The sequence below is a fragment of the Lysobacter ciconiae genome, from assembly GCF_015209725.1.
GTDB classification, from domain to species: domain Bacteria; phylum Pseudomonadota; class Gammaproteobacteria; order Xanthomonadales; family Xanthomonadaceae; genus Novilysobacter; species Novilysobacter ciconiae.
On record NZ_CP063656.1, the window covers coordinates 2,292,488 to 2,312,521 of the forward strand.

Consider the following 20,034-nt stretch of genomic DNA (forward strand, 5'->3'; position numbering starts at 1 on the left):
ACCGGTCGCACCGGTCCGTCAGGAGACGCGCATGCGAACCCTGTCATTCTTGATGCTCCTACTGATGGGTTTTGCCTGCATGCCAACCAACCACGCCCAGACACCGTCCGCGTTGCACATCCCCAACCCCGGATCCCCCGAGCGTGCTGCCGTCCTCGACAGCGCACGTGATTCCATCGACAAGGAGATCGGCCGCACCGTCCAGTTCGTGGTCGAGCGACTGGCGATTCAGGGCGAGTGGGCGTTCCTTTACGCGCACATGCAGGCCAGCGACGGTGGCCCGGTCGATTACGCGCGCACCCCGATGGCGGAGGCGGCCGAGGCCGGCTTTGTCTCCCAGGTCTATGCCGGCCTGCTGGAGAAGGAAGACGGCCAGTGGGTGGTTCGCGCCCAGGCGATCGGCCCGACCGACATGGCCTGGCAGCCGTGGGCGGCGGACTATGGCGCGCCCGAGGCGCTGTTCAAGCTCGATTGATCCCGGCGGTGTAGGCCCGGCCGGAGAGCGCACCAACGCATACCCGCTCGGGGCAAACGCGTCACGCGCCAGCGAACAACCAGTGACGGACGGTGTCCGCGTCAAACGGCCACGCCAGCTCCCGCTTGGTGGCCACATTGAGCAGCACCGGGACGTGCACCCCAAAGCGCTGCTCCAGGTCCGGATCCTCGTCGATGAACACGCTCACAAAGTCCGGCACCGCGGCGCGCGCCAACTCCAGCAGCGCCAGGTCGCACAGGTGGCAATCATCACGCTGGTAAAGGATCAGCTGCATCGTCTCGGGGCGCCTCTGCAATGGCCCGGGGGCGGCGGCTATCATAGGCGTTCATTCCGGAGGGCTCCGCAGCCGTGACCAGGTTTCTTCTTTCCGCCGCGCTGATGTTCTCACTGGCCGCGTGCAGCGCCGAGCAGGCCTCCGCCACTGCCGCGCAGTCACCTGCGTGCGATGTTGCCGAGGCTGCCCTGATCGGCGACTGGCAGCGCAGCGGCGACGCCGGAACCTTCGAGCAGTTCTCGCTGGTCACGCAGAACGGCGAACGCCGCTTCGACTCGTGGCTGCACGAGCGCCCGGAAGTCAGTGGCGGTTCATGGAGCTATCAGGCCGACGACTGCCGCCTCGCCCTCAACGGCGCCGACAGCAACCTGGCGTGGCACTTCAAGGTGTCCGCCGACGAGGCCGGGAACCAGATCACGCTGAGTCCGCTGGACGCCGGCAGCGGCACCGTCGACGGAACCTACCAGCGCCTGGCCGACTGAGCGGGTCGGTTGCGCGTCGGCTGGCCGCGACCCTTGCACGCCCAACCAGCGCCGACCCTGAGCGGTCGCCACGCCCACCCACCGCTGTTTTCAGTACTGGATCCGCATGTCCGTCAGCTGTTTCGACCTGTTCAAGATCGGCATCGGGCCGAGTTCCTCCCACACTGTCGGGCCGATGCGCGCCGCTGCCCGCTTCATCGAGCGCTGGATCGTCGACAACGGCGATCTTGAGCGCACCGCGCGCGTGCGCGCCGAGGTGTTTGGCTCGCTGGCGATGACCGGGCGCGGCCACGGCACCGACAAGGCGCTGATGATGGGTCTGGAAGGCCATTGGCCGGACCGGATCGACCCGGACATCATTCCGGCGACGCTGGAGCGGATTCGCGGCGAGAAGCGCATCCGCCTGCAAGGTCGCCACGAGATCGGCTTCGACGAGAAGCACGACCTGATCATGAACAAGCGCCAGAAGCTGCCCTTCCACACCAACGGCATGCGCTTCACCGCCTACGACGCGGCGGGCGAGGTGATCGCCACGCGGGATTACTACTCGGTGGGTGGCGGCTTCGTGGTCAACGAGGACGAGGCGGCCGAGGACCGCATCGTCGCCGACACCAGCGTGGTGCCCTACCCGTTTTCCTCCGGCGACGAGCTGCTGATGCGCGCGCGCGACAGCGGCCTGTCGATCGCGCAGATGATCCATGCCAACGAGCAGGTCTGGCGCAGCGCGGACGAGATCGACGCCGGCCTGGACCAGCTGTGGGACGCGATGAAGTCCTGCGTGGAACGCGGCATCCGCTCGCCGGGCACGCTGCCGGGCGGGCTGCGGGTAACCCGCCGTGCACCGGCGATGTACGCCGATCTTTCCGCCCGCCCGGACGCCGGCCTGGAGGACCCGCTGACCATGCTCGACTGGGTCAACCTGTTCGCGCTGGCGGTGAACGAGGAAAACGCCGCCGGGGGCCGCGTGGTCACCGCGCCGACCAACGGTGCGGCCGGGATCATCCCGGCGGTGCTGCACTACTACGAGCGTTTCATCCCGGGCGCCAACATCGAGGGCGTGCGGACCTTCCTGCTGACCGCCGCGGCGGTGGGCATCCTCTACAAGGAAAACGCGAGCATCTCCGGCGCCGAAGTGGGCTGTCAGGGCGAGGTCGGCGTCGCCTGTTCGATGGCCGCCGCCGGCCTGACCGCAGCGCTGGGCGGCAGTCCGGTCAAGGTCGAGAACGCGGCGGAGATCGGCATGGAACACAACCTGGGCCTGACCTGCGACCCGATCGGCGGGCTGGTCCAAATTCCCTGCATCGAGCGCAACGCGATGGGCTCGGTGAAGGCGATCAACGCCTCGCGGCTGGCGATGCGCGGTGACGGTTCGCAGAAGGTCAGCCTGGACAAGGTCATCAAGACCATGCGCGACACGGGGCGCGACATGCAGGACAAGTACAAGGAAACCAGCCGGGGCGGGCTGGCGGTGAACGTCATCGAGTGCTGATCGGCTGGATTGACGCTAGCTCGGGAGCGGATGCCCTTGGGTGCGAATGTCATCCGGCACCGATGAAGCCGGTGCCTCCTTCTTTATTTCGCACCCAAGGGCACCCGCTCCCTCGTAACGGCTTGCGGCACAGGTGGACGGTGCCTTCTCTTTTGTTTCGCTCCACTGGCGCCCGTCGGTGGGGCATCGCGGTGTTTGATAAGGCACAGAGCCGGCCGCCCCGCGCACGGCAGAAATCGGCTGACAGACGTGACCTGCAGGGCTTCCGGGCGAAATAAAGGAGGAGGCTGCGCCGCAGGCGTGGGCCGGGGGACATTCGCCGGGAAGCCCTGCAGGTCGCGGCCAAGTCGCAGAATCGAGCGAAGACCCCCACTTTTCGTTCAATCAGGCGTTGAGCGCGCGATTCGCAATGCATCGTCGAGGAGGCCGGCGGCGGTGACTTCCGCGCCTGCGCCAGGCCCCTGGATCACCAGCGGCTGTTCGCGGTAGCGGTCTGACCAGATTGCAAGCTTGTTGTCGGTGCCGGCGCCGCTGGCAAGCGGATGCGTCGCGTCCAGCGTTTCCAGGCGTACTGTCGCGCGTCCGTTATGCAGTCGGGCGATGTAGCGCAGTTGCTCGCCCTTTGCTGCTGCAGCCCGGTGGAGCTGTTGCAGAAGAGCGTCGAGGGACGGAGAAACTCCGGTGTCCTCGCCTCTCGCGCCATGTCGGTCTTGCCCCGTCTCAGGGCCCGCCGGATCCAGTAACGACTCCACTTCCACCTCGTCGCTGGCCAGCGGGACGCCGGCGGCTCGGGCGAGGATCAGGATCTTGCGGCGCACGTCATCGCCGGACAGGTCTTCGCGCGGGTCCGGTTCGGTGTAGCCGGCTTGCCGCGCTTCGTCCACCAGTTCCGAGAAAGGCTTCTTGCCGTCGTAGTGGTTGAACAGCCACGCCAGCGATCCGGACAGGACGCCCGCGATGGCGTGGATGGTGTCGCCGCCGGCCTGGAGGTCGCGGATGTTGCGCAGCAGCGGCAGGCCCGCGCCGACGGTGGCGCTGTCGCCGTAGCGGGTGCTGCCGTGAGCCGCGGCGTCGTGGATGTCCTGCCAGCGCTCCAGCGTCGTGCCCAGTCCGAGCTTGCAGGCCGTCACAACGTGGATGCCCTGGGCCAGCCAGCGGGCATGGTGGTCGGCCACCTCGCCGCTGGCGGTCGCGTCGATGATGATGCGGTGCGCCGGACCGGTGCCGGCAAGCGCGTCGGCGACACCTGACAGGTTCGCCAGTGCGGGATCGGGTTGCCACGGACTGCCATCCACGAGCCGCCGTTTGATGTCGGCGGGACAAAGCCGCTCGCCGCGCAGCGCGCCGCGGGAGTTGCCCGCATGCACCAACGCCAATGAATCTCCGCGCGGGGTGCCATCCCACCCTGCCAACCGGTCGAGAACGGCCTTGCCGACGTTGCCGGTTCCGAGCAGCGCCACTCGGGCGGATGGCTCACTCGGCGTTCGGTGGACGTGCTGACCGTGTTGCGAACCCGCTGCGGTCTCCGTGCGCACATGCGTGTCCGCGCGCCTCTCGGACCGTACGCTCGCGTTCAATCGCGGACTCACGTCACCGTCAACCCGCAAACGACCCACCACGCCCGCGCTCATTGCGCTGCACACGGGGCAAGCTGGATACGCTGGACGCGCTCCAACGCCGCGCCCAGATCGGCCAGCAGGTCCTCGGCGTGCTCGATGCCGACCGACAGACGCAGCAGGCCGTCGGTGATGCCCGCCGCGGCACGTGCCTGCACCGTCATCGCCGCGTGGGTCATCGTCGCCGGATGGGCGATCAGGCTTTCCACGCCGCCCAGCGACTCGGCCAGAGTGAAGTACTCCAGCCCATCCAAGAACGCGCGCACCGCGGACTCGCCACCGGCGCCGCCGTCTTCCAGCTCCAGCGAAACCATCGCTCCGAAGCCGTCTTGCTGGCGCGCCGCGAGCGCGTGGCCGGGATGGCTTTCCAGCCCGGGGTAATGGACGGCGCGCACCGCCGGGTGGCCGTCGAGCAGGTCCACAAGCGCGGCGGTGTTGCGCTCGTGCACGCGCAGGCGCGCATCCAGCGTGCGCAGGCCGCGCAGGGTCAGGAAGCTGTCGAAGGGCGAGCCGGTGATGCCCATGCAGTTGGCCCACCACGCCAGGTGCTCGTGCTGGTCCTGCTCGCGGGCGATCACCGCGCCACCGACCACATCGCTGTGGCCGTTGATGTACTTGGTGGTGGAATGCACTACCACGTCGGCCCCAAATTCGATCGGTCGCTGCAGCGCCGGCGACAGAAAGGTGTTGTCGACCACGACCCGCGCGTCGGCGGCGTGGGATGCCTCGATCACGAAGCGCAGGTCGGTCACGCGCAGCAGCGGGTTGGATGGCGTCTCGATCCAGACCACCGCCGGCCCGAGCGCCAACGCCTCGGCCAGCGCGCGCGGCGAGGTCAGGTCCACGGTCGTCAACTCGAACGCACCCTTCTCCGCCAGCGCGTTGAACAGCCGCCAGCTGCCACCGTAGGCATCGTGCGGCACGACCAGCCGGTCGCCGGGTTTCAGCAGCGCGTTCAGCACAAGCGTGATGGCGGCCATACCCGTCGCCGTGACCACCGCGCCCGCGCCGCCTTCCAGTTCAGCCAGCGCCTCGGCCAGCAGGTCGCGGGTCGGATTGCCGCTGCGGGTGTAGTCGTAGGTGCGCCGGTCGTTGAAGCCGGCGAAGCTGAAATTGGACGACAGCACCAGCGGCGGGGTGACCGCGCCGAAAGCCTCGTCACGGTCGATGCCGGCGCGCACGGCCGTCGTACAGCGATGCGACGGGCGGGCCTGCACGTGCTGCGCCCTCATGCCAGCGCCTCGGCGTCCGCATCGGCGGCGATGTCGAGCAAGGCCTCGCGCAGGATCCCGTCGATCGCGCGCGACTCCTTCAGGAACGCGTCGTGGCCGAAGCGGGAGTGGATGACGTGCAGCCGGGTCTCGCCGCGCAGGCGCTGGACCAGGTCGTAGGCATCGGCCAGCGGCACCAGCAGATCCTCCGCCACGGCCACCACGGTCACCGGCACCTGCACGGTTTCCGGATCAACCGCCTGCAGGTCGATGGATTCGGACAGGCGCACGAAGGCCTGCGCCGCCACGCGGTCGGCGAACTGCTGGCCGCAGTGGTCCAGATAGTCCTCGGCGGCGACCTGGACGCGGCCGTTGACCACCTTGGCGGCGCCGAAGCGGCTGTCGAACTCGTCGGCGGTGCGGTAGCTGAGCATGGCCAGCTGGCGGGCCAGTGCCACGCCCTGGCTGTCATCGCACTGCAGCGCGCCCAAGGCGACCGCACGCCGCTGCAACGCGCGCCAGGCGCTCGCGTAGGGATGGGCACGGTGGAAGCCGCTGATCGCGACCAGCCGGCCGACGCGACGCGGATGCAGCGCGGCCAGGTGCAGGCCGACCATCGCGCCGTAGGAGTTGCCGATGAAGGCGCTCAGTCGCGCAATGCCCAGCGCGTCCAGCAGCGCCACGACCGCCGTCGCCTGGTCCACGGGATCGATCACGGCGTCCAGCGTGCCGTCGCCGCCGACCCAGTCGAAGGCTAGGATGCAGTGCTGGGCGGGATCCAGTGCACGGCCGGGGCCGGACTGCTCCTGCCACCACCCGGCATCGCTGAACTGGTCGCTGGCACCGACGTGACGGTTGGCGGAAATCCCGCCGGCCACGAACAGCACCGGCAAGGACGGATCGCCGACGCGCTCATAGCGCAGGGTCACCGCGCGGGTGCCGGCGTGGCGCATCTCCAGCTGGACCTCGATCTCGCCGCGCGCCGCCATCTTCCGCGCCGCGGCCGGGAACCGCGATACGGCGACGTGGCGGGGCTGGAAAAGGGTTTCGGTGGTGCGCGAAGCGAGTTGCAGGCTCATGAGGGCTATCCGAAGTGGCGGGGAGCCATCGAGGGATGGCTGCCAACGCACACGGGATCGTGCCGGCAACCATCTTCCGGCCACCGCTGAAACGCGGCACCGCAGGATTTGGCACCCGTTCGCGGCTTGCGCTGCGATGGGTTGCCCCGGCTTCAAAGGGCCTGTCCCTCTGCCGGTCTCGATGGATGGCAGGCAGTGTGCCCGCGCTTTTCAGCGATGTCAATCGCTTTATCCGCATAAAGCGATGCCTTGCGCGATCCGGTTGTTGCGCACCCGCCACTGCCCTGCGCACACGCAGGCACTAGACTGCCCGCCATGACTCTCTGCCGATTCCTCGCCGCGACCGGCGTGCTCCTCGCGCTGGCCGGCTGCGCCACCGGACTGCAACGCAACAGCGACATGGCCCCTGTGAGCGCTGTCGACGCCGCGGCCTTCCCCGTCGATGAGCGCGTGGTGCCCGAGCGCTATGTCTCGCCGGCCCACCCCGGCGTGGAGCTGGACTCGCTCGCCACCTGGCCCGCACCGGACGGCCGCACCTGGCTGATCGCCAGCGCCAAGACCGCGCACACCCTGGTGGTGTTCGACGCCGATACCGGCGAATGGCTGCAGACCGTGGGTGGCAAGGAGGACGCCGCGCGCACGTTCAAGCGTCCCAACGGCCTGGCCGTGCACGGCGACCGCCTCTTCGTCGCCGAGCGCGACAACCACCGCGTGCAGATGCTCGCCCTGCCCGACTTCGCCCCGCTCGGCACCTTCGGCGAAGACCAACTGCGCAGCCCGTATGGCCTGTGGATCAACGAGGTCTCGCCCGGCGGGCTGGATGTGTATGTCACCGACAGCTTCATGTACGGCAAGCGCTTCGAGATCGTGCCGCCGCTGGAGGAACTCGACCAGCGCGTGCGCCGTTTCCATATCGAGCTGGATGGCGAGGGCTTCAGGGCAAGTTATCTCGGGTCGTTTGGCGACACGGCCGAGCCCGGCGCGCTGCGGGTGGTGGAGTCCATCGCCGGCGACCCGGCCTTTGACCGCCTGATGATCGCCGACGAGCGCTTCCCCGGCAGCACCGGGCGCAACGCATCCACCCTGCGGGAATACACCCTGGCCGGCGCCTTCACCGGCCGCAGCCTGCCCGAGGACACCTTCGCCACCGAAGCCGAGGGCGTCGCGCTGTGGGCCTGCGGCCCCGACACCGGCTACTGGGTTGCGGTGGACCAGCGCGAGACGCGGACCGCCTTCCATCTGTTCAACCGTGTCGACCTCGCGCCTGCCGGCAGCTTTCGCGGCATGACCACCGCCATGTCCGACGGCGTCGCCGTGCATGCGGCCGGCACAACCGCGTTCCCGGACGGCGCACTGTTTGCCATGCACAAGGACGAAGCGGTCAGCGCGTTCGACCTGGCCGATATCGCCCGCAGCCTGGAGCTTGCTGCGGAATGCACCGGCTCGCGGTGACTCGCGCGCGGCGCCTGCGGGTACACGCGGCGCCAACACTCGCGGCGGTGGCACTAGCGTTTGCGCTCGCATCGCTGGCCTCCGTCAAAGCTGCTCCTCCCGCTGCGGGCGCCGCAGACGGCAGCGCCGCCGCCCGCGTCCGCATTGAAACCACCGACGACGGCTATCAAGCCTGGGCCGACAACCCCCTGCCCGGCCCGATCGAAGTGAGACTGCGGTACCGGCAGCGCCACAACACCGTCGCATCGCCGGAGCTGCCCGCACGCGCCACGATCCCCGCCGGCGGCAGCACCGTGGTCGCGGCTTTCCGTGCCGCCGATCCCTCGCGCGCGCTCGACTTCGACCTGATCCTGGACAGCGTGCCCGGCAATCCGAGCGCTCAGCCGCGCGATGTGACCTATCTGCTGCCGCTCGCGAAAGACGCGCCGGTCATGATCGATCAGGGCTTTGCGGGCACTTACAGCCACGACGACGAGGAGAACCGCTACGCCATCGACTTCGCCGTACCCGTCGGCACCGCCGTACTTGCCGCGCGCGACGGCGTAGTGATGCAGGTGATTGACCGCCACCTCGATGCGCCCCGCAACAACACAACGCAACACCGCGGCGCCGCACCGGCTGACACTCTGCTGCGCAACGCCAACCTCATCCGCGTTCTGCATGACGACGGCACGATGGCCGTGTATGCGCATCTGCAACGAGATGGCGCGGTAGTCGCACCAGGACAGCGCGTGCGTGCCGGCCAGCACATCGGCTGGTCTGGCAACACCGGCTTCAGCACCGGCCCGCACCTGCACTTCGCCGTACAGGTGAACCGCGGCATGCGGCTGGTCTCGCTGCCGTTCCGGATGGAAGAGGTATCCCGTCTCCCAAGTGATAGCGGCGCTTGTGTGGCGAGGCCGGGGCACCGGGAGTGAGTGTCCTTGGGTGCGAATGTCCCCCGGCACCGAAGCCGGCGCCTCCTCCTTTATTTCGCACCCAAGGACACCCACACCCGTTGGAGGCGCAAACGGAGCGACAGCAACCATTGCTCTATGAGCCGCCCCATCGGTGACCATTTCCGTCACATCGCACGCCAAAACAGACCAATTGCGTCACCTGAAGGATCGAAGTCACCGGCCAAACGTGACTGGCGGTTCAGTTTCGAGATGCAAAGCAGGAAAAACCACACTTGGCACGGGAAATGCGTACCTTACCGTGCACGTGCCAACCAGCACGGCTGCCCGAGGACCGGAACGCCCGGCTCAGACGGCACGTGAATACTGACCACTCCTAGGGGAAACACCATGAAGAACGTACAGAAAGGTTTTACGCTCATCGAGCTGATGATCGTTGTTGCGATCATCGCGATCTTGGCTGCGATTGCTCTGCCGGCTTATCAGGATTACATGATCAGGGCGAAGGTGTCCGAAGGCATCGTTCAAGCCAGTGCTGCGAAAGTGACCGTCTCCGAAAATATCATGGCGGAAACGACTGACCTTTGCGCTGGGGTTAATACCACGACGCTTGGTGACACTACGATTAGCTGCGCTGCCGGCACGCTGAGTGCATCTGTTGCCGCGAACTCGGCGACTACCGTCACCTTTGACTTGGTTCCGACTGCTGCGACCGGTGGCGTAACATGGGATTGCAACAACCCAAGCGATACCAAGTATGTTCCAGCGGAATGCCGCGAATAATGTGACACAGCAACTAATGTGACAAAGCAACGAGCCCCTCTCTGGAGGGGCTTTTTTGTGTTTATATAGTTAGCTAAAGGAGTCCAAAGTTTTTTCCGTTGGCACGACAAATGTTTTTCTAGTTTAATGAATATGCTCTGCACCTCGGAGTGGGGGGGGGGGGCAATTGAGGGAGTCCGGAAAGTGGCCGGATATGTGCGCCTGCAAGCCGGGCGCGCAGACCTGGCGGCTTTACCGTGGGTGCTCGGACGGTCCGCGTGCACGCGAACCTTGATCTGCAGTGATGCGCGCGTTAAGCCCCACCCGAAGTTCATAGCACTGGGCGAGGATACCGCCACCGGCGCGGCGCGGCGCGAGCTACAGTAAAGTGCAGATGGCGCCGGTGGGGCAGGAACTTTGCCGAGAGGGAAGCGAAAGGAAGCGGACCGGGTCTCCGTCTAGCGGTTGCCTGCCACACCATGAAGCACGCAGCTCTGTGCGATTCTGGGCCACAGGTCGAAAGTATACGATTGCAGTAAAGTCGGCCATACGGGAACCACAGGGGATCACCATGAATGCCGTAGCTACCGCCAACCTTGTCGGCATCACCGGCATCGCCCGCCGCCTTGTACAGGACGGTGCTCTGTCCGAGTCCGCCGCCCGCGAAGCCATGGCTGCTGCCACTGAGCAGCGCAAGCCGCTTGCCAGCTACATCATCGAGAAGCGACTGGTCGCGCCCGCGCATCTGGCCGCCGCCAACTCAGTCGAGTTCGGCGTGCCGATCTTCGATGCCGCGGCGATGGACCCCGAGCAGTCCGCGATCAAGCTGGTCAAGGAAGAGCTGCTGCGCAAGCACACGGTGCTGCCGCTGTTCAAGCGCGGCAACCGGCTGTTCGTCGGCATCGCCGAGCCGACCAACACCCACGCGCTGGCGGAGATCAAGTTTCAGACCAACTTCACGGTCGAGGCGATCCTGGTCGATGAGGAGAGCATCAAGCGCCATCTGGATCGCTGGCTGGAAAGCGCCGACGCACTCGGCGACGTCATGGGCGAGGATGACGAGGGCCTGGAGAACCTGGATATCGGTGGCGGGGAGGACGACCTGTCCGCTGATTCCGGGGTCGACGCCAAGACCGACGACACTCCGGTGGTCAAGTTCATCAACAAGGTGCTGGTGGACGCTATCCGCCGCGGCGCCTCCGACATCCACTTTGAGCCATACGAGACCGAATACCGCGTCCGGTTGCGCATCGACGGCCTGCTCAAGCAGTCGGCCAAGGTGCCGATCAAGCTGCAGCCGCGCATCTCCGCGCGCCTGAAGGTCATGGCGCAGCTGGACATCGCCGAGCGCAGGGTGCCGCAAGACGGGCGCATCAAGCTCAACCTGAGCAAAACCAAGCAGATCGACTTCCGCGTCAGCACGCTGCCGACCCTGTTCGGCGAGAAGATCGTGCTGCGTATCCTGGACGGCAGCGCGGCCAAGCTGGGCATCGAGAAACTCGGCTACGAGGACGACCAGCGCGACATTTTTCTCGCCGCGGTCAAGCGTCCCTACGGCATGGTGCTGGTGACCGGTCCGACCGGCTCCGGCAAGACGGTGTCGCTCTACACCGCGCTGAACATCCTCAACGACGAGACCCGCAACATCTCCACGGTCGAGGACCCGGTCGAGATCCGCGTGCCGGGCATCAACCAGGTGCAGATGAACGTCAAGCGCGGCATGACCTTCGCCGCCGCGCTGCGCAGCTTCCTGCGCCAGGATCCGGACGTGATCATGGTCGGTGAGATCCGCGACCTGGAGACCGCCGAGATCGGCATCAAGGCCGCACAGACAGGTCATATGGTGCTCTCGACCCTGCATACCAACGACGCGCCACAGACCATCGCCCGCCTGATGAACATGGGCGTGGCGCCGTTCAACATCACCTCATCGGTGTCGCTGGTGATCGCCCAGCGTCTGGCGCGCCGCCTGCACAGCTGCAAACAGAAGATCGAACTGCCAGAGCATGCCTTGCTGGCCGAGGGATTCACCGCGGAGGAAATCGCGGCGGAGGACTTCACGATCTACGAGGCGGTCGGGTGCGCCGACTGCACCGAAGGCTACAAGGGCCGGACCGGCATCTACCAGGTCATGCCGATGACCGACGAGATCCAGGGCATCGTGCTGGCCGGCGGGAACGCGATGCAGATCGCCGAGGCCGCGCAGAAGTCCGGCGTGCGCGACCTGCGCCAGTCGGCGCTGATGAAGGTGCGCAACGGTGTCACCAGCCTGGCGGAGATCAACCGGGTGACCAAGGACTGATCAGGCGTATGTGACCGGCGTTGCTATCGCGACGCACTGGGTCAGGATATGCTGGCGCACGGCATGTCCCGTTTGACGTTGCGGGTCCGTGCCGGTGATCCGTGGCCCGGGGATGGCTGCGGATCGCCCGGGGATGGCGGGCCGATGGCGCGCCGCGCTGCAATAATCAACAAGTGACACTGGGGAAACACGCTATGTCTGTCAGCCGCACTGCCGCCAAGAAACCCGTCGTGGCGCCACGCCGCGCCGAAGCGACGCCGCTGTTCGTGTGGGAAGGCACCGACAAGCGCGGCATCACCATGAAGGGCGAGCAGACCGCGAAAAACGCCAACTTCGTGCGCGCCGAGCTGCGCCGGATGGGCATCACACCCAAGGTCGTGAAGATCAAGCCCAAGCCGCTTTTCAGCGCCGGCAAGAAAGTGTCGCCGCAGGACATCGCAGTTTTCGCGCGCCAAGTTGCCACGATGATGAAGGCCGGCGTGCCCATCGTCGGCGCGCTGGAGATCATCGCCAGCGGAAACAAGAACCCGAGGATGCAGGTGCTGGTCAACTCGATCCGGTCCGAGGTCGAGAGCGGCTCGTCCCTGAGCGAGGCGCTGGGCAAGCATCCGGTCCAGTTCGACCTGCTGTTCCGCAACCTGGTGGCGGCAGGCGAGTCGGCCGGTGTACTGGAAACCGTGCTCGATACGGTGGCGACTTACAAGGAAAACACCGAGGCGCTGAAGGGCAAGATCAAGAAGGCGATGTTCTACCCGGCAGCCGTGGTTGCGGTCGCATTGATCGTCAGCGCGATCCTGCTGGTGTTCGTGGTGCCGATGTTCGAGGACGTGTTTGCGAGCTTCGGCGCCGAGCTACCGGCGTTCACCATGCTGATCATCAAGCTGAGCCGGTTCATGGTGGCATGGTGGTGGCTGATCCTGATCGTCGCGGTGGCCACGGTGGTCGCGTTCATCATGGTCAAGAACCGGTCCGTCGCTTTCCAGTTCTTCCTCGACCGGATGATCCTGAAGGTCCCGGTCGTGGGCCAGATCATCCACAACTCCGCCATTGCCCGTTTTGCGCGGACGCTGGCCGTGACCTTTCGCGCCGGCGTGCCGTTGGTGGAAGGCCTGGATACGGTCGGCGGCGCCACCGGCAACATCGTTTACGAGAAGGCCGTGCACCGCATCCGAGACGATGTAGCCGTGGGCTACTCGGTCAACATGGCGATGAAGCAGGTCAACCTGTTCCCGCACATGGTGGTGCAGATGGTGGCCATCGGCGAGGAAGCCGGCGCGCTGGACACGATGCTGTTGAAGGTCGCCGAGTTCTACGAGCAGGAAGTCGACAACGCGGTGGACGCGCTGTCCAGCCTGCTGGAGCCGATGATCATGGTGTTCCTGGGCGTGGTGGTCGGCGGCATGGTGATTGCCATGTACCTGCCGATCTTCAAGCTTGGCGCCGTGGTGGGTTGAGGCAAAATAGCGCATGGCATTCCTCGATCAGAACCCCGAAATCGGCTACCCGCTGGTCGCCGGTTTCGGCCTGCTGCTGGGCAGCTTCCTCAATGTGGTGATCCTGCGGATGCCGCGCCGGATGGAGTGGCAATGGCAGCGCGACAGCCGCGAGATCCTCGGCGAGCCGGAGACCTACGATCCGCCGCCGCCGGGCATCGTGGTGGAACGCTCGCACTGCCCGCACTGCAAGCACCAGCTGTCCTGGTACGAGAACATTCCGCTGTTCAGCTGGCTGGCCCTGCGCGGGCGCTGCCGCAGCTGCAAGGCGCGCATCTCGGCGCAGTACCCGCTGGTGGAGCTGCTGACGGCGGTCCTGATGGTCGCCTGCGTGGCGCGCTTTGGCTTCGGCTGGCAGGGCTTCGGCGCGATGGTGTTCACCTGCTTTCTGATCGCGCTGTCCGGCATTGACCTGCGGACGCAACTCCTGCCCGACCAGTTGACCCTGCCATTGATGTGGCTCGGGTTGATCGCGGCCGTCGACAACCTCTACATAGCCGCCAAACCGGCAGTAATCGGCGCCGTCGTCGGCTACCTGAGCCTGTGGGTGGTGTGGTGGCTGTTCAAGCAGATCACCGGCAAGGAAGGCATGGGCCACGGCGACTTCAAGCTGCTGGCCGCGATTGGTGCCTGGACCGGCCTGGCAGGCATCCTGCCTACGGTGCTGCTGTCATCGCTGGTGGGCGCCATCATCGGCTCGATCTGGCTGGCGGCGAAAGGCCGCGACAAGGCCACGCCGATTCCGTTTGGGCCGTATCTGGCCGTGGCGGGCTGGATCATCTTCTTCTGGGGCGAGCAGTTGATCGGCGGCTATATGCGGATCTCCGGTTTGGCCTGACGGAAGTGCGCGCGAGCAGCGTGGCTCCTTGTCCGCTCGTGTCGCGATCCACGAAATCCCGCGCCATGACATCCTGCCCCGCATGAGCAACTACATCATCGGAGTTAGCGGCGGCGTGGCCGCGGGCAAGAGTGAAGTCACCCGGCGCTTCGAGGCATTGGGCGTGGTCGTCGCCGATGCCGACGTCGCCGCACGCGAGGCGGTCGCCCGCGGTTCGGACGGCCTGGCGGAACTCGTCGATGCCTTCGGCCCCGGCATCCTCACCGCCGACGGTGACCTCGACCGCGCCGCGATGCGCGAGCGGGTCTTCGCCGACACCGATGAGCGCAAACGCCTGGAAGCCATCGTGCATCCACGTATCCGGACCAAGGTGCGCGCCATGTGCGAGCAGGCGCCGGGTATCTACGCCATCGCGGCAGTGCCGCTGCTGGCCGAAGGTGGCGGACGCACGGCCTATCCGTGGCTGGGGCGCATCCTGGTGGTGGATGTGCCGGTCGCGGTCCAGCACGCCCGTCTGATGCAGCGCGACGGCGTGGATGCGGCGCTCGCGGATGCGATGATCGCCGCCCAGGCCACTCGCTCGCAGCGCTTGGCGATCGCGGATGACATCATCGTCAACGACGGTGGGCTCGATGCGCTGGATGAGCACATCGCGGCGCTGGATCGAGGCTATCGGGCGCTGGCAATGGCGCCCGCTGGCTGAGAATTGCTGCAGACGTCAGGCAGCACGCCTTGGCACGCTTCCGTTCAGATTAGCGCTGCCGGATAGGCATTTGCCGCGCACGGCGAGATCCTTGGGACGCTGGCGAGACCTCCCCAACAGCTCAGTTGACCCAAAGCCCACGTATCGCCGCAATCCCTTGCGCTCCATGGGCGCGCGCGTCATCCATGTCGTCGATTCCCATTCCACCGATGGCATAGATCGGCATAGAGACGTGCTCGCGCATGGCAGCAAACGCCTCCCAGCCCATGCCTTTCCTGCCGGGGTGACTCGCGGTCGGCTTCACGTTACCCAGCACCACGAAGTTGCAGCCCAAGCGCTTCGCCGCGCGCAGGTCGTCCACCGTGTGGCACGACGCCGCCAGCGGCACGTCGCCACCAACCGGTCGATCGAGGTAGGCACCGAGCTGACCCGAGCGCAGGTGCACGCCGACGCCCAGCCGCGCGGCGAGCTCGGGATTGCCATTGACCAGGACTTCCGCTGAAGCGCTCTGGCACAACTCGACCGCGGACGCGGCGATGCGCGCCCATCGCTGCGTATCGGCGGTCGGTGAGCGCAACTGCACCCGGCAGGCACCGCGTTCCAGCGTTCGCGCCAGCGCGTCCAGCCACGCCTGCTCGGCCGCCTCCAGCTCCGCACCACTCAGCCCGGCAGTGAGCTGCCCCACATCCGGTGTCACCAGATACCGGTCCGGCTGCTGCAGGGCCGCGACTACCGGCCGGTCGGCGGGCGGCATCCGGTAGAGGGCGAGCTTGCGCGGCGGCACCCACAGCAGCGCCTGCCCTTCCCGTCCGCGCGGGTTGCCCTGCCAGCGGGTCACGTGGCGCACGTCCAGGGTCAGGCGCTTGTCCGGGTAGAGCTGGGGCACAGTGATGACCGCCTCGCCGACCTCGGCCTGGATGCCCAGTTCCTCATCCAGCTCGCGTACCAGCGCGTGTTCGGCGCTCTCGCCGGGGTCGATCTTGCCGCCGGGGAATTCCCACAAACCGCCCAAGTCGCTGGCGCCGGTGCGCTGGGCCAGCAGGATGCGGCCGCGCGCATCGCCTATCACTCCGGCAACCACGCGCACGAAGCGCGTTGGCGGAGTTCCGGTCAGACGAGCTGCCCGTGGCAATGCTTGTACTTCTTGCCGCTGCCGCACGGGCAGAGCTCGTTGCGGCCGACGCGGGCGACCTCTGCATTCGCCGCGCCGCGGGCCAGCGCCTGCTGGGCTTCGGCCGCCTCTTCATCGGCGCTGTAGCCGCCCGAGCTGGCGTGCTGGAACTGCATCTGCTTGGCCTTGGCCTCGGCTTGCGCGCGCTCCTGCGCCTCCAGCGCCGCGACCTCCTCCTCGCTGCGGATGCGCACGCGCGCCAGCAGGCTGATGACGTCGTGCTTGACCTTCTCCAGCATGTTGGAGAACAGCAGGTAGGCCTCCTGCTTGTACTCCTGCTTGGGCTGCTTCTGGGCGTAGCCGCGCAGGTGAATGCCCTGCCGCAGGTAGTCCATCTGCGCCAGGTGCTCCTTCCAGCTCTGGTCGAGCACGTTGAGCATGAAGTGCTTCTCCAGCATGCGCATGGTTTCCGCGCCCAGCTGGCGTTCGCGCTCGGCGACCTGGCGATTGACCTCGTCCACCACGAACTCGGTCACCGCCTCGTCGTCGATCTCTTCGCGGCCGTTGACGAAACCCTGCACGTCGATCTGCATGTTGAAGTCGGCGGCCATCAGGGCCTCCAGACCGGGCAGGTCCCATTGCTCGTCGATCGAGTTGGGCGGCACGAAGCGGGCGATCGCGGCGTTGATGACGTCCTCGCGGATGCCCTCGATGTTGTCCTGGACGCTCTCGGCCTCCAGCAGCTCGTTGCGCTGGCCGTAGATCACCTTGCGCTGGTCGTTGTTGACGTCGTCGAAGTCGAGCAGGTTCTTGCGGATGTCGAAGTTGTGCGCCTCGACCTTGCGCTGCGCGTTGGCGATCTGCTTGGACACCAGCGGGCTTTCAATGATGTCGTCTTCCTTCAGGCCCATCCGCGCCATCACCTTCTGCACCCAGTCGGCGGCGAAGATGCGCATCAGGTTGTCTTCCAGCGACAGGTAGAAGCGCGAGGATCCCGGGTCGCCCTGGCGGCCGGCGCGGCCGCGGAGCTGGTTGTCGATGCGGCGGCTTTCGTGGCGCTCGGTGCCCACGATGTGCAGCCCGCCGGCGGCCTTGACCGCCTCGTGGCGCTCCTTCCATTCGGCCTTCAGGCGCGCGCGGGTGGCCTCGTCGACGGGCTCGCCGGTCTCGGCTTCCAGCACCGCGATCTCGTTGTCCACCGAACCGCCCAGCACGATGTCGGTACCGCGACCGGCCATGTTGGTGGCGATGGTGATGGCGCCCGGGCGGCCGGCCTGGGCGACGATGGTCGCCTCGCGCTCGTGCTGCTTGGCGTTGAGCACCTCGTGGTGGATGCCCTCGGCGGTCAACTGCTGGCTGAGCATCTCGGAGACCTCGATGGAGGTCGTGCCCACCAGCACCGGCTGGCCCTTGGCGTGGGCTTCCTTGATCTCCGCGGCGACCGCGCGGTACTTGCCGGCGCGGTTGAGGAACACCGCATCCGGGCTGTCGATGCGCTTGACCGGGCGGTTTGTTGGGATCACCACCACTTCCAGGCCGTAGATGCTCTGGAATTCGAAGGCCTCGGTATCGGCCGTACCGGTCATGCCGGCCAGCTTGTTGTACATCCGGAACAGGTTCTGGAAGGTGATGGAGGCCAGCGTCTGGTTCTCGCGCTGGACCGGCACGCCCTCCTTCGCCTCCACCGCCTGGTGCAGGCCGTCCGACCAGCGCCGGCCGGCCAGGGTGCGGCCGGTGAACTCGTCCACGATCACGATCTCGCCGTCGCGGATGATGTAGTCCACGTCCTTCTGGTAGATGGCGTGGGCGCGCATCGCGGCGTTCAGGTGGTGGACGACGGCCAGGTTGGCCGGCGAGTACAGGCCTTCGTCCTCGTCCGGGCCGAGGATGCCGGCGTCGCGCAGCAGCTGCTCTGCGTGCTCCTGCCCTTCCTCGGAGAGGTGGACCTGCTTGCCCTTCTCGTCGACCCAGTAGTCGCCCTCGCCTTCCTCGGTCTCCTGGCGCACCAGCGACGGCACGATGCGGTTGACCTTGATGTACAGCTCGGGGGAATCCTCGGCCGGGCCGGAGATGATCAGCGGCGTGCGCGCCTCGTCGATCAGGATCGAGTCGACCTCGTCGATGATCGCGAAGTTCAGGCCGCGCTGGTGGCGGTCTTCCTTCGACAGCGCCATGTTGTCGCGCAGGTAGTCGAAGCCGAACTCGTTGTTGGTGCCGTAGGTGATGTCCGCTGCGTAGGCCTCGGCCTTGTCGCCGTGCGGCATGTTGGGATAGACCACGCCCACGCTCAGGCCCAGCCAGCTGTAGAGCTTGCCCATCCAGGCCGAGTCGCGCCGGGCCAGGTAATCGTTGACGGTGACCAGATGCACGCCGTCACCGGTGAGCGCATTGAGGTAGACCGGCAGGGTACCGACCAGGGTCTTGCCCTCGCCGGTGCGCATCTCCGCGATCTTGCCCAGGTGGAGCACCATGCCGCCGATCAACTGCACGTCATACGGGCGCATGCCCAGCACGCGGCGTGAGGCTTCGCGGCAGACCGCGAACGCCTCGGGCAGGAGGTCGTCGAGCTTGGCGCCGTCCTGCAGCCGCTGCTTGAACTCCGGCGTCTTGGCCTGCAGCTCGGTGTCGCTGAGCTTCTCCATCTCCGGCTCGAGCGCGTTGATCTTGACGACCGTGCGCTGCAACTGGCGGAGAAGACGGTCATTGCGGCTGCCAAAGACGCGGGTAAGCATGTTGTTGAGCATGGATGGTTCCAGTCGGATGTCATGACGGCGGAAACAAAAACAGGGCGCGGGGCACCCTGTCTTGGTAAACGCCTATTCTAGCGTGGGGGCGGGCGGGCGCCTATCAAGCCCGCCGGCATTGCCACCCACCAGCGCAAACTCCCTCTGCGCGCGACCGGATCAGCCGTGCAGCGGCGACTGCTGGTTGAGGAATTTCTTCGGATTGACGGCCTGACCGTTCTGCCACACCTCGAAGTGCACGTGGGCACCGGTGGAACGGCCGCTGGAGCCGGCCTTGGCGACTTCCTGGCCCGCGCGGACCAGGCCACCGACCTTGCGGCTGAGGCGCGAGTTATGCGCGTAACGGGTGACGTAGCCGTTGCCGTGGTCGATCTCGATGGTGTTGCCGTAGCCGCTGCGCACGCCGGAGAAGCTGACCACGCCGTCGGCCACCGCCATCACCGGATCGCCGACCTGGGCCTTGAAGTCGATGCCCTTATGGAAGGCGCGGCCGCCGCGGAACGGGTCAGCGCGGTGGCCGAAATTGGAGGTGATGTAGCTCTCGATGGGCTCGCGCGACGGCACCGCGTTCATGTCCAGCTGGCGGTTGAACAGCAGCGATTCCAGCACCGAGAGCTGCTCGCCGGAGGCGCGGAACTGGTCGCCGAGCTCCGACAGGCCCTGGTCGAGCTCGCCCTTGGGCATGTCTTCCACCGGGCCGACGCCGCCGACGCCGACGGGCTCGTTGAAGTCGAATTCGCCGTCCTGCAGCTGGCCGATGCGGGTCAGGCGCTTGCCGAGGGCGTTGAGCCGGTTGGCTTCGGCCTGCAGCTCGCCCAGGCGTGCGGCGAGGGCATTGATTTCACGCTGGGCGTCGGCCTGGGCCGAGTCGATCTGCACCTGCTGCTGGGCGACCTGGTCGCGCAAGCCGTGGTTGGCCGCGTAGCCTGTACCCAGGCCGAGCATGAGCCCGCCGCCCAGAAGTACCGCGCCGGCGCCCAGCGGGCGCTGCATGGCGGCCTGAAGCGCGCGGTGGGCCAGTGAGGCCCAAGTGCCACGCGATTTATTTAGGATGTCTTGATAGGTCATAGGTCCGATGTCTGAATT

Annotated in this window: 17 protein-coding genes and 1 riboswitch; of the genes, 10 read left to right on the plus strand and 7 right to left on the minus strand. The window is 66.7% G+C overall.

What is annotated here, in order from left to right; all coding sequences use genetic code 11:
* Positions 1 to 31 precede the first annotated feature (31 nt).
* The gene (locus INQ41_RS10330) at positions 32 to 475 is read left to right on the plus strand and encodes a hypothetical protein (RefSeq protein ID WP_193984233.1); all 444 of its coding nucleotides are present in this window, start codon (positions 32 to 34) and stop codon (positions 473 to 475) included.
* Between the two features lie 61 nt (positions 476 to 536).
* Here INQ41_RS10330 and INQ41_RS10335 read toward each other — a convergent pair whose 3' ends face one another.
* Positions 537 to 770, minus strand: coding sequence for a glutaredoxin family protein (locus INQ41_RS10335; protein WP_193984235.1), 234 nt, complete (start codon positions 768 to 770; stop codon positions 537 to 539).
* Between the two features lie 74 nt (positions 771 to 844).
* Between INQ41_RS10335 and INQ41_RS10340 the strand changes: the two genes are divergently transcribed.
* Together INQ41_RS10340 and INQ41_RS10345 are read left to right on the plus strand one after the other, a co-directional pair.
* On the plus strand, positions 845 to 1,252 hold the full coding sequence (locus tag INQ41_RS10340; RefSeq protein WP_193984237.1) for a hypothetical protein: 408 nt from the start codon (positions 845 to 847) through the stop codon (positions 1,250 to 1,252).
* A gap of 106 nt (positions 1,253 to 1,358) precedes the next feature.
* Positions 1,359 to 2,741: an L-serine ammonia-lyase gene (locus tag INQ41_RS10345; protein ID WP_193984239.1), complete on the plus strand. Its 1,383-nt coding sequence runs from the start codon at positions 1,359 to 1,361 to the stop codon at positions 2,739 to 2,741.
* Between the two features lie 380 nt (positions 2,742 to 3,121).
* Here the strand turns inward: INQ41_RS10345 and INQ41_RS10350 are convergent, their stop codons facing one another.
* The 3 genes from INQ41_RS10350 to metX are packed head-to-tail and all read right to left on the minus strand — an operon-like array spanning position 3,122 to position 6,647.
* Positions 3,122 to 4,372, minus strand: coding sequence for a homoserine dehydrogenase family protein (locus INQ41_RS10350; RefSeq protein ID WP_193984241.1), 1,251 nt, complete (start codon positions 4,370 to 4,372; stop codon positions 3,122 to 3,124).
* Positions 4,369 to 5,589: a cystathionine gamma-synthase gene (metB, locus tag INQ41_RS10355; RefSeq protein WP_193984243.1), complete on the minus strand. Its 1,221-nt coding sequence runs from the start codon at positions 5,587 to 5,589 to the stop codon at positions 4,369 to 4,371. The genes INQ41_RS10350 and metB overlap by 4 nt, the downstream gene beginning before the upstream one ends.
* Positions 5,586 to 6,647 carry a homoserine O-succinyltransferase MetX gene (gene metX / locus INQ41_RS10360; RefSeq protein WP_193984245.1) on the minus strand — a complete coding sequence of 354 codons (1,062 nt, stop codon included), beginning with the start codon at positions 6,645 to 6,647 and terminating at the stop codon, positions 5,586 to 5,588. Before metX ends, metB begins: the two co-directional genes overlap by 4 nt.
* A gap of 66 nt (positions 6,648 to 6,713) precedes the next feature.
* A riboswitch (SAM riboswitch) is annotated at positions 6,714 to 6,835 on the minus strand.
* A gap of 127 nt (positions 6,836 to 6,962) precedes the next feature.
* Between metX and INQ41_RS10365 the strand changes: the two genes are divergently transcribed.
* The 7 genes from INQ41_RS10365 (at position 6,963) to coaE (ending at position 15,093) form a co-directional block, all read left to right on the plus strand.
* Positions 6,963 to 8,099 (plus strand): NHL repeat-containing protein, encoded by a 1,137-nt coding sequence (locus tag INQ41_RS10365; RefSeq protein WP_193984247.1) that lies wholly within the window; start codon positions 6,963 to 6,965, stop codon positions 8,097 to 8,099.
* Positions 8,081 to 9,016, plus strand: a complete 936-nt coding sequence (locus tag INQ41_RS10370) for a M23 family metallopeptidase (protein WP_193984249.1) — start codon at positions 8,081 to 8,083, stop codon at positions 9,014 to 9,016. The genes INQ41_RS10365 and INQ41_RS10370 overlap by 19 nt, the downstream gene beginning before the upstream one ends.
* 369 nt (positions 9,017 to 9,385) lie before the next feature.
* The gene (locus INQ41_RS10375) at positions 9,386 to 9,778 is read left to right on the plus strand and encodes a pilin (protein WP_193984251.1); all 393 of its coding nucleotides are present in this window, start codon (positions 9,386 to 9,388) and stop codon (positions 9,776 to 9,778) included.
* A 550-nt stretch (positions 9,779 to 10,328) separates the two neighbouring features.
* Complete coding sequence (pilB, locus tag INQ41_RS10380; RefSeq protein WP_193984253.1) at positions 10,329 to 12,059, plus strand: type IV-A pilus assembly ATPase PilB; 1,731 nt, start codon at positions 10,329 to 10,331, stop codon at positions 12,057 to 12,059.
* A 194-nt stretch (positions 12,060 to 12,253) separates the two neighbouring features.
* Complete coding sequence (locus INQ41_RS10385) at positions 12,254 to 13,513, plus strand: type II secretion system F family protein (protein ID WP_193984254.1); 1,260 nt, start codon at positions 12,254 to 12,256, stop codon at positions 13,511 to 13,513.
* Positions 13,514 to 13,526: 13 nt separating this feature from the next.
* Entirely contained in the window at positions 13,527 to 14,390 is an 864-nt protein-coding gene (locus tag INQ41_RS10390; RefSeq protein ID WP_193984256.1) for a prepilin peptidase, read from the plus strand.
* An 82-nt stretch (positions 14,391 to 14,472) separates the two neighbouring features.
* Entirely contained in the window at positions 14,473 to 15,093 is a 621-nt protein-coding gene (gene coaE / locus INQ41_RS10395) for a dephospho-CoA kinase (RefSeq protein ID WP_193987329.1), read from the plus strand.
* Positions 15,094 to 15,214: 121 nt separating this feature from the next.
* Here coaE and INQ41_RS10400 read toward each other — a convergent pair whose 3' ends face one another.
* The 3 genes from INQ41_RS10400 to INQ41_RS10410 all read right to left on the minus strand — a co-directional run bounded on the left by INQ41_RS10400 (position 15,215) and on the right by INQ41_RS10410 (position 20,016).
* The gene (locus INQ41_RS10400; protein WP_193987330.1) at positions 15,215 to 16,207 is read right to left on the minus strand and encodes a Nudix family hydrolase; all 993 of its coding nucleotides are present in this window, start codon (positions 16,205 to 16,207) and stop codon (positions 15,215 to 15,217) included.
* The gene (gene secA, locus INQ41_RS10405) at positions 16,204 to 18,948 is read right to left on the minus strand and encodes a preprotein translocase subunit SecA (protein WP_193984258.1); all 2,745 of its coding nucleotides are present in this window, start codon (positions 18,946 to 18,948) and stop codon (positions 16,204 to 16,206) included. Before secA ends, INQ41_RS10400 begins: the two co-directional genes overlap by 4 nt.
* A 159-nt stretch (positions 18,949 to 19,107) precedes the next feature.
* Positions 19,108 to 20,016, minus strand: a complete 909-nt coding sequence (locus tag INQ41_RS10410) for a M23 family metallopeptidase (RefSeq protein WP_193984260.1) — start codon at positions 20,014 to 20,016, stop codon at positions 19,108 to 19,110.
* Positions 20,017 to 20,034 lie beyond the last annotated feature (18 nt).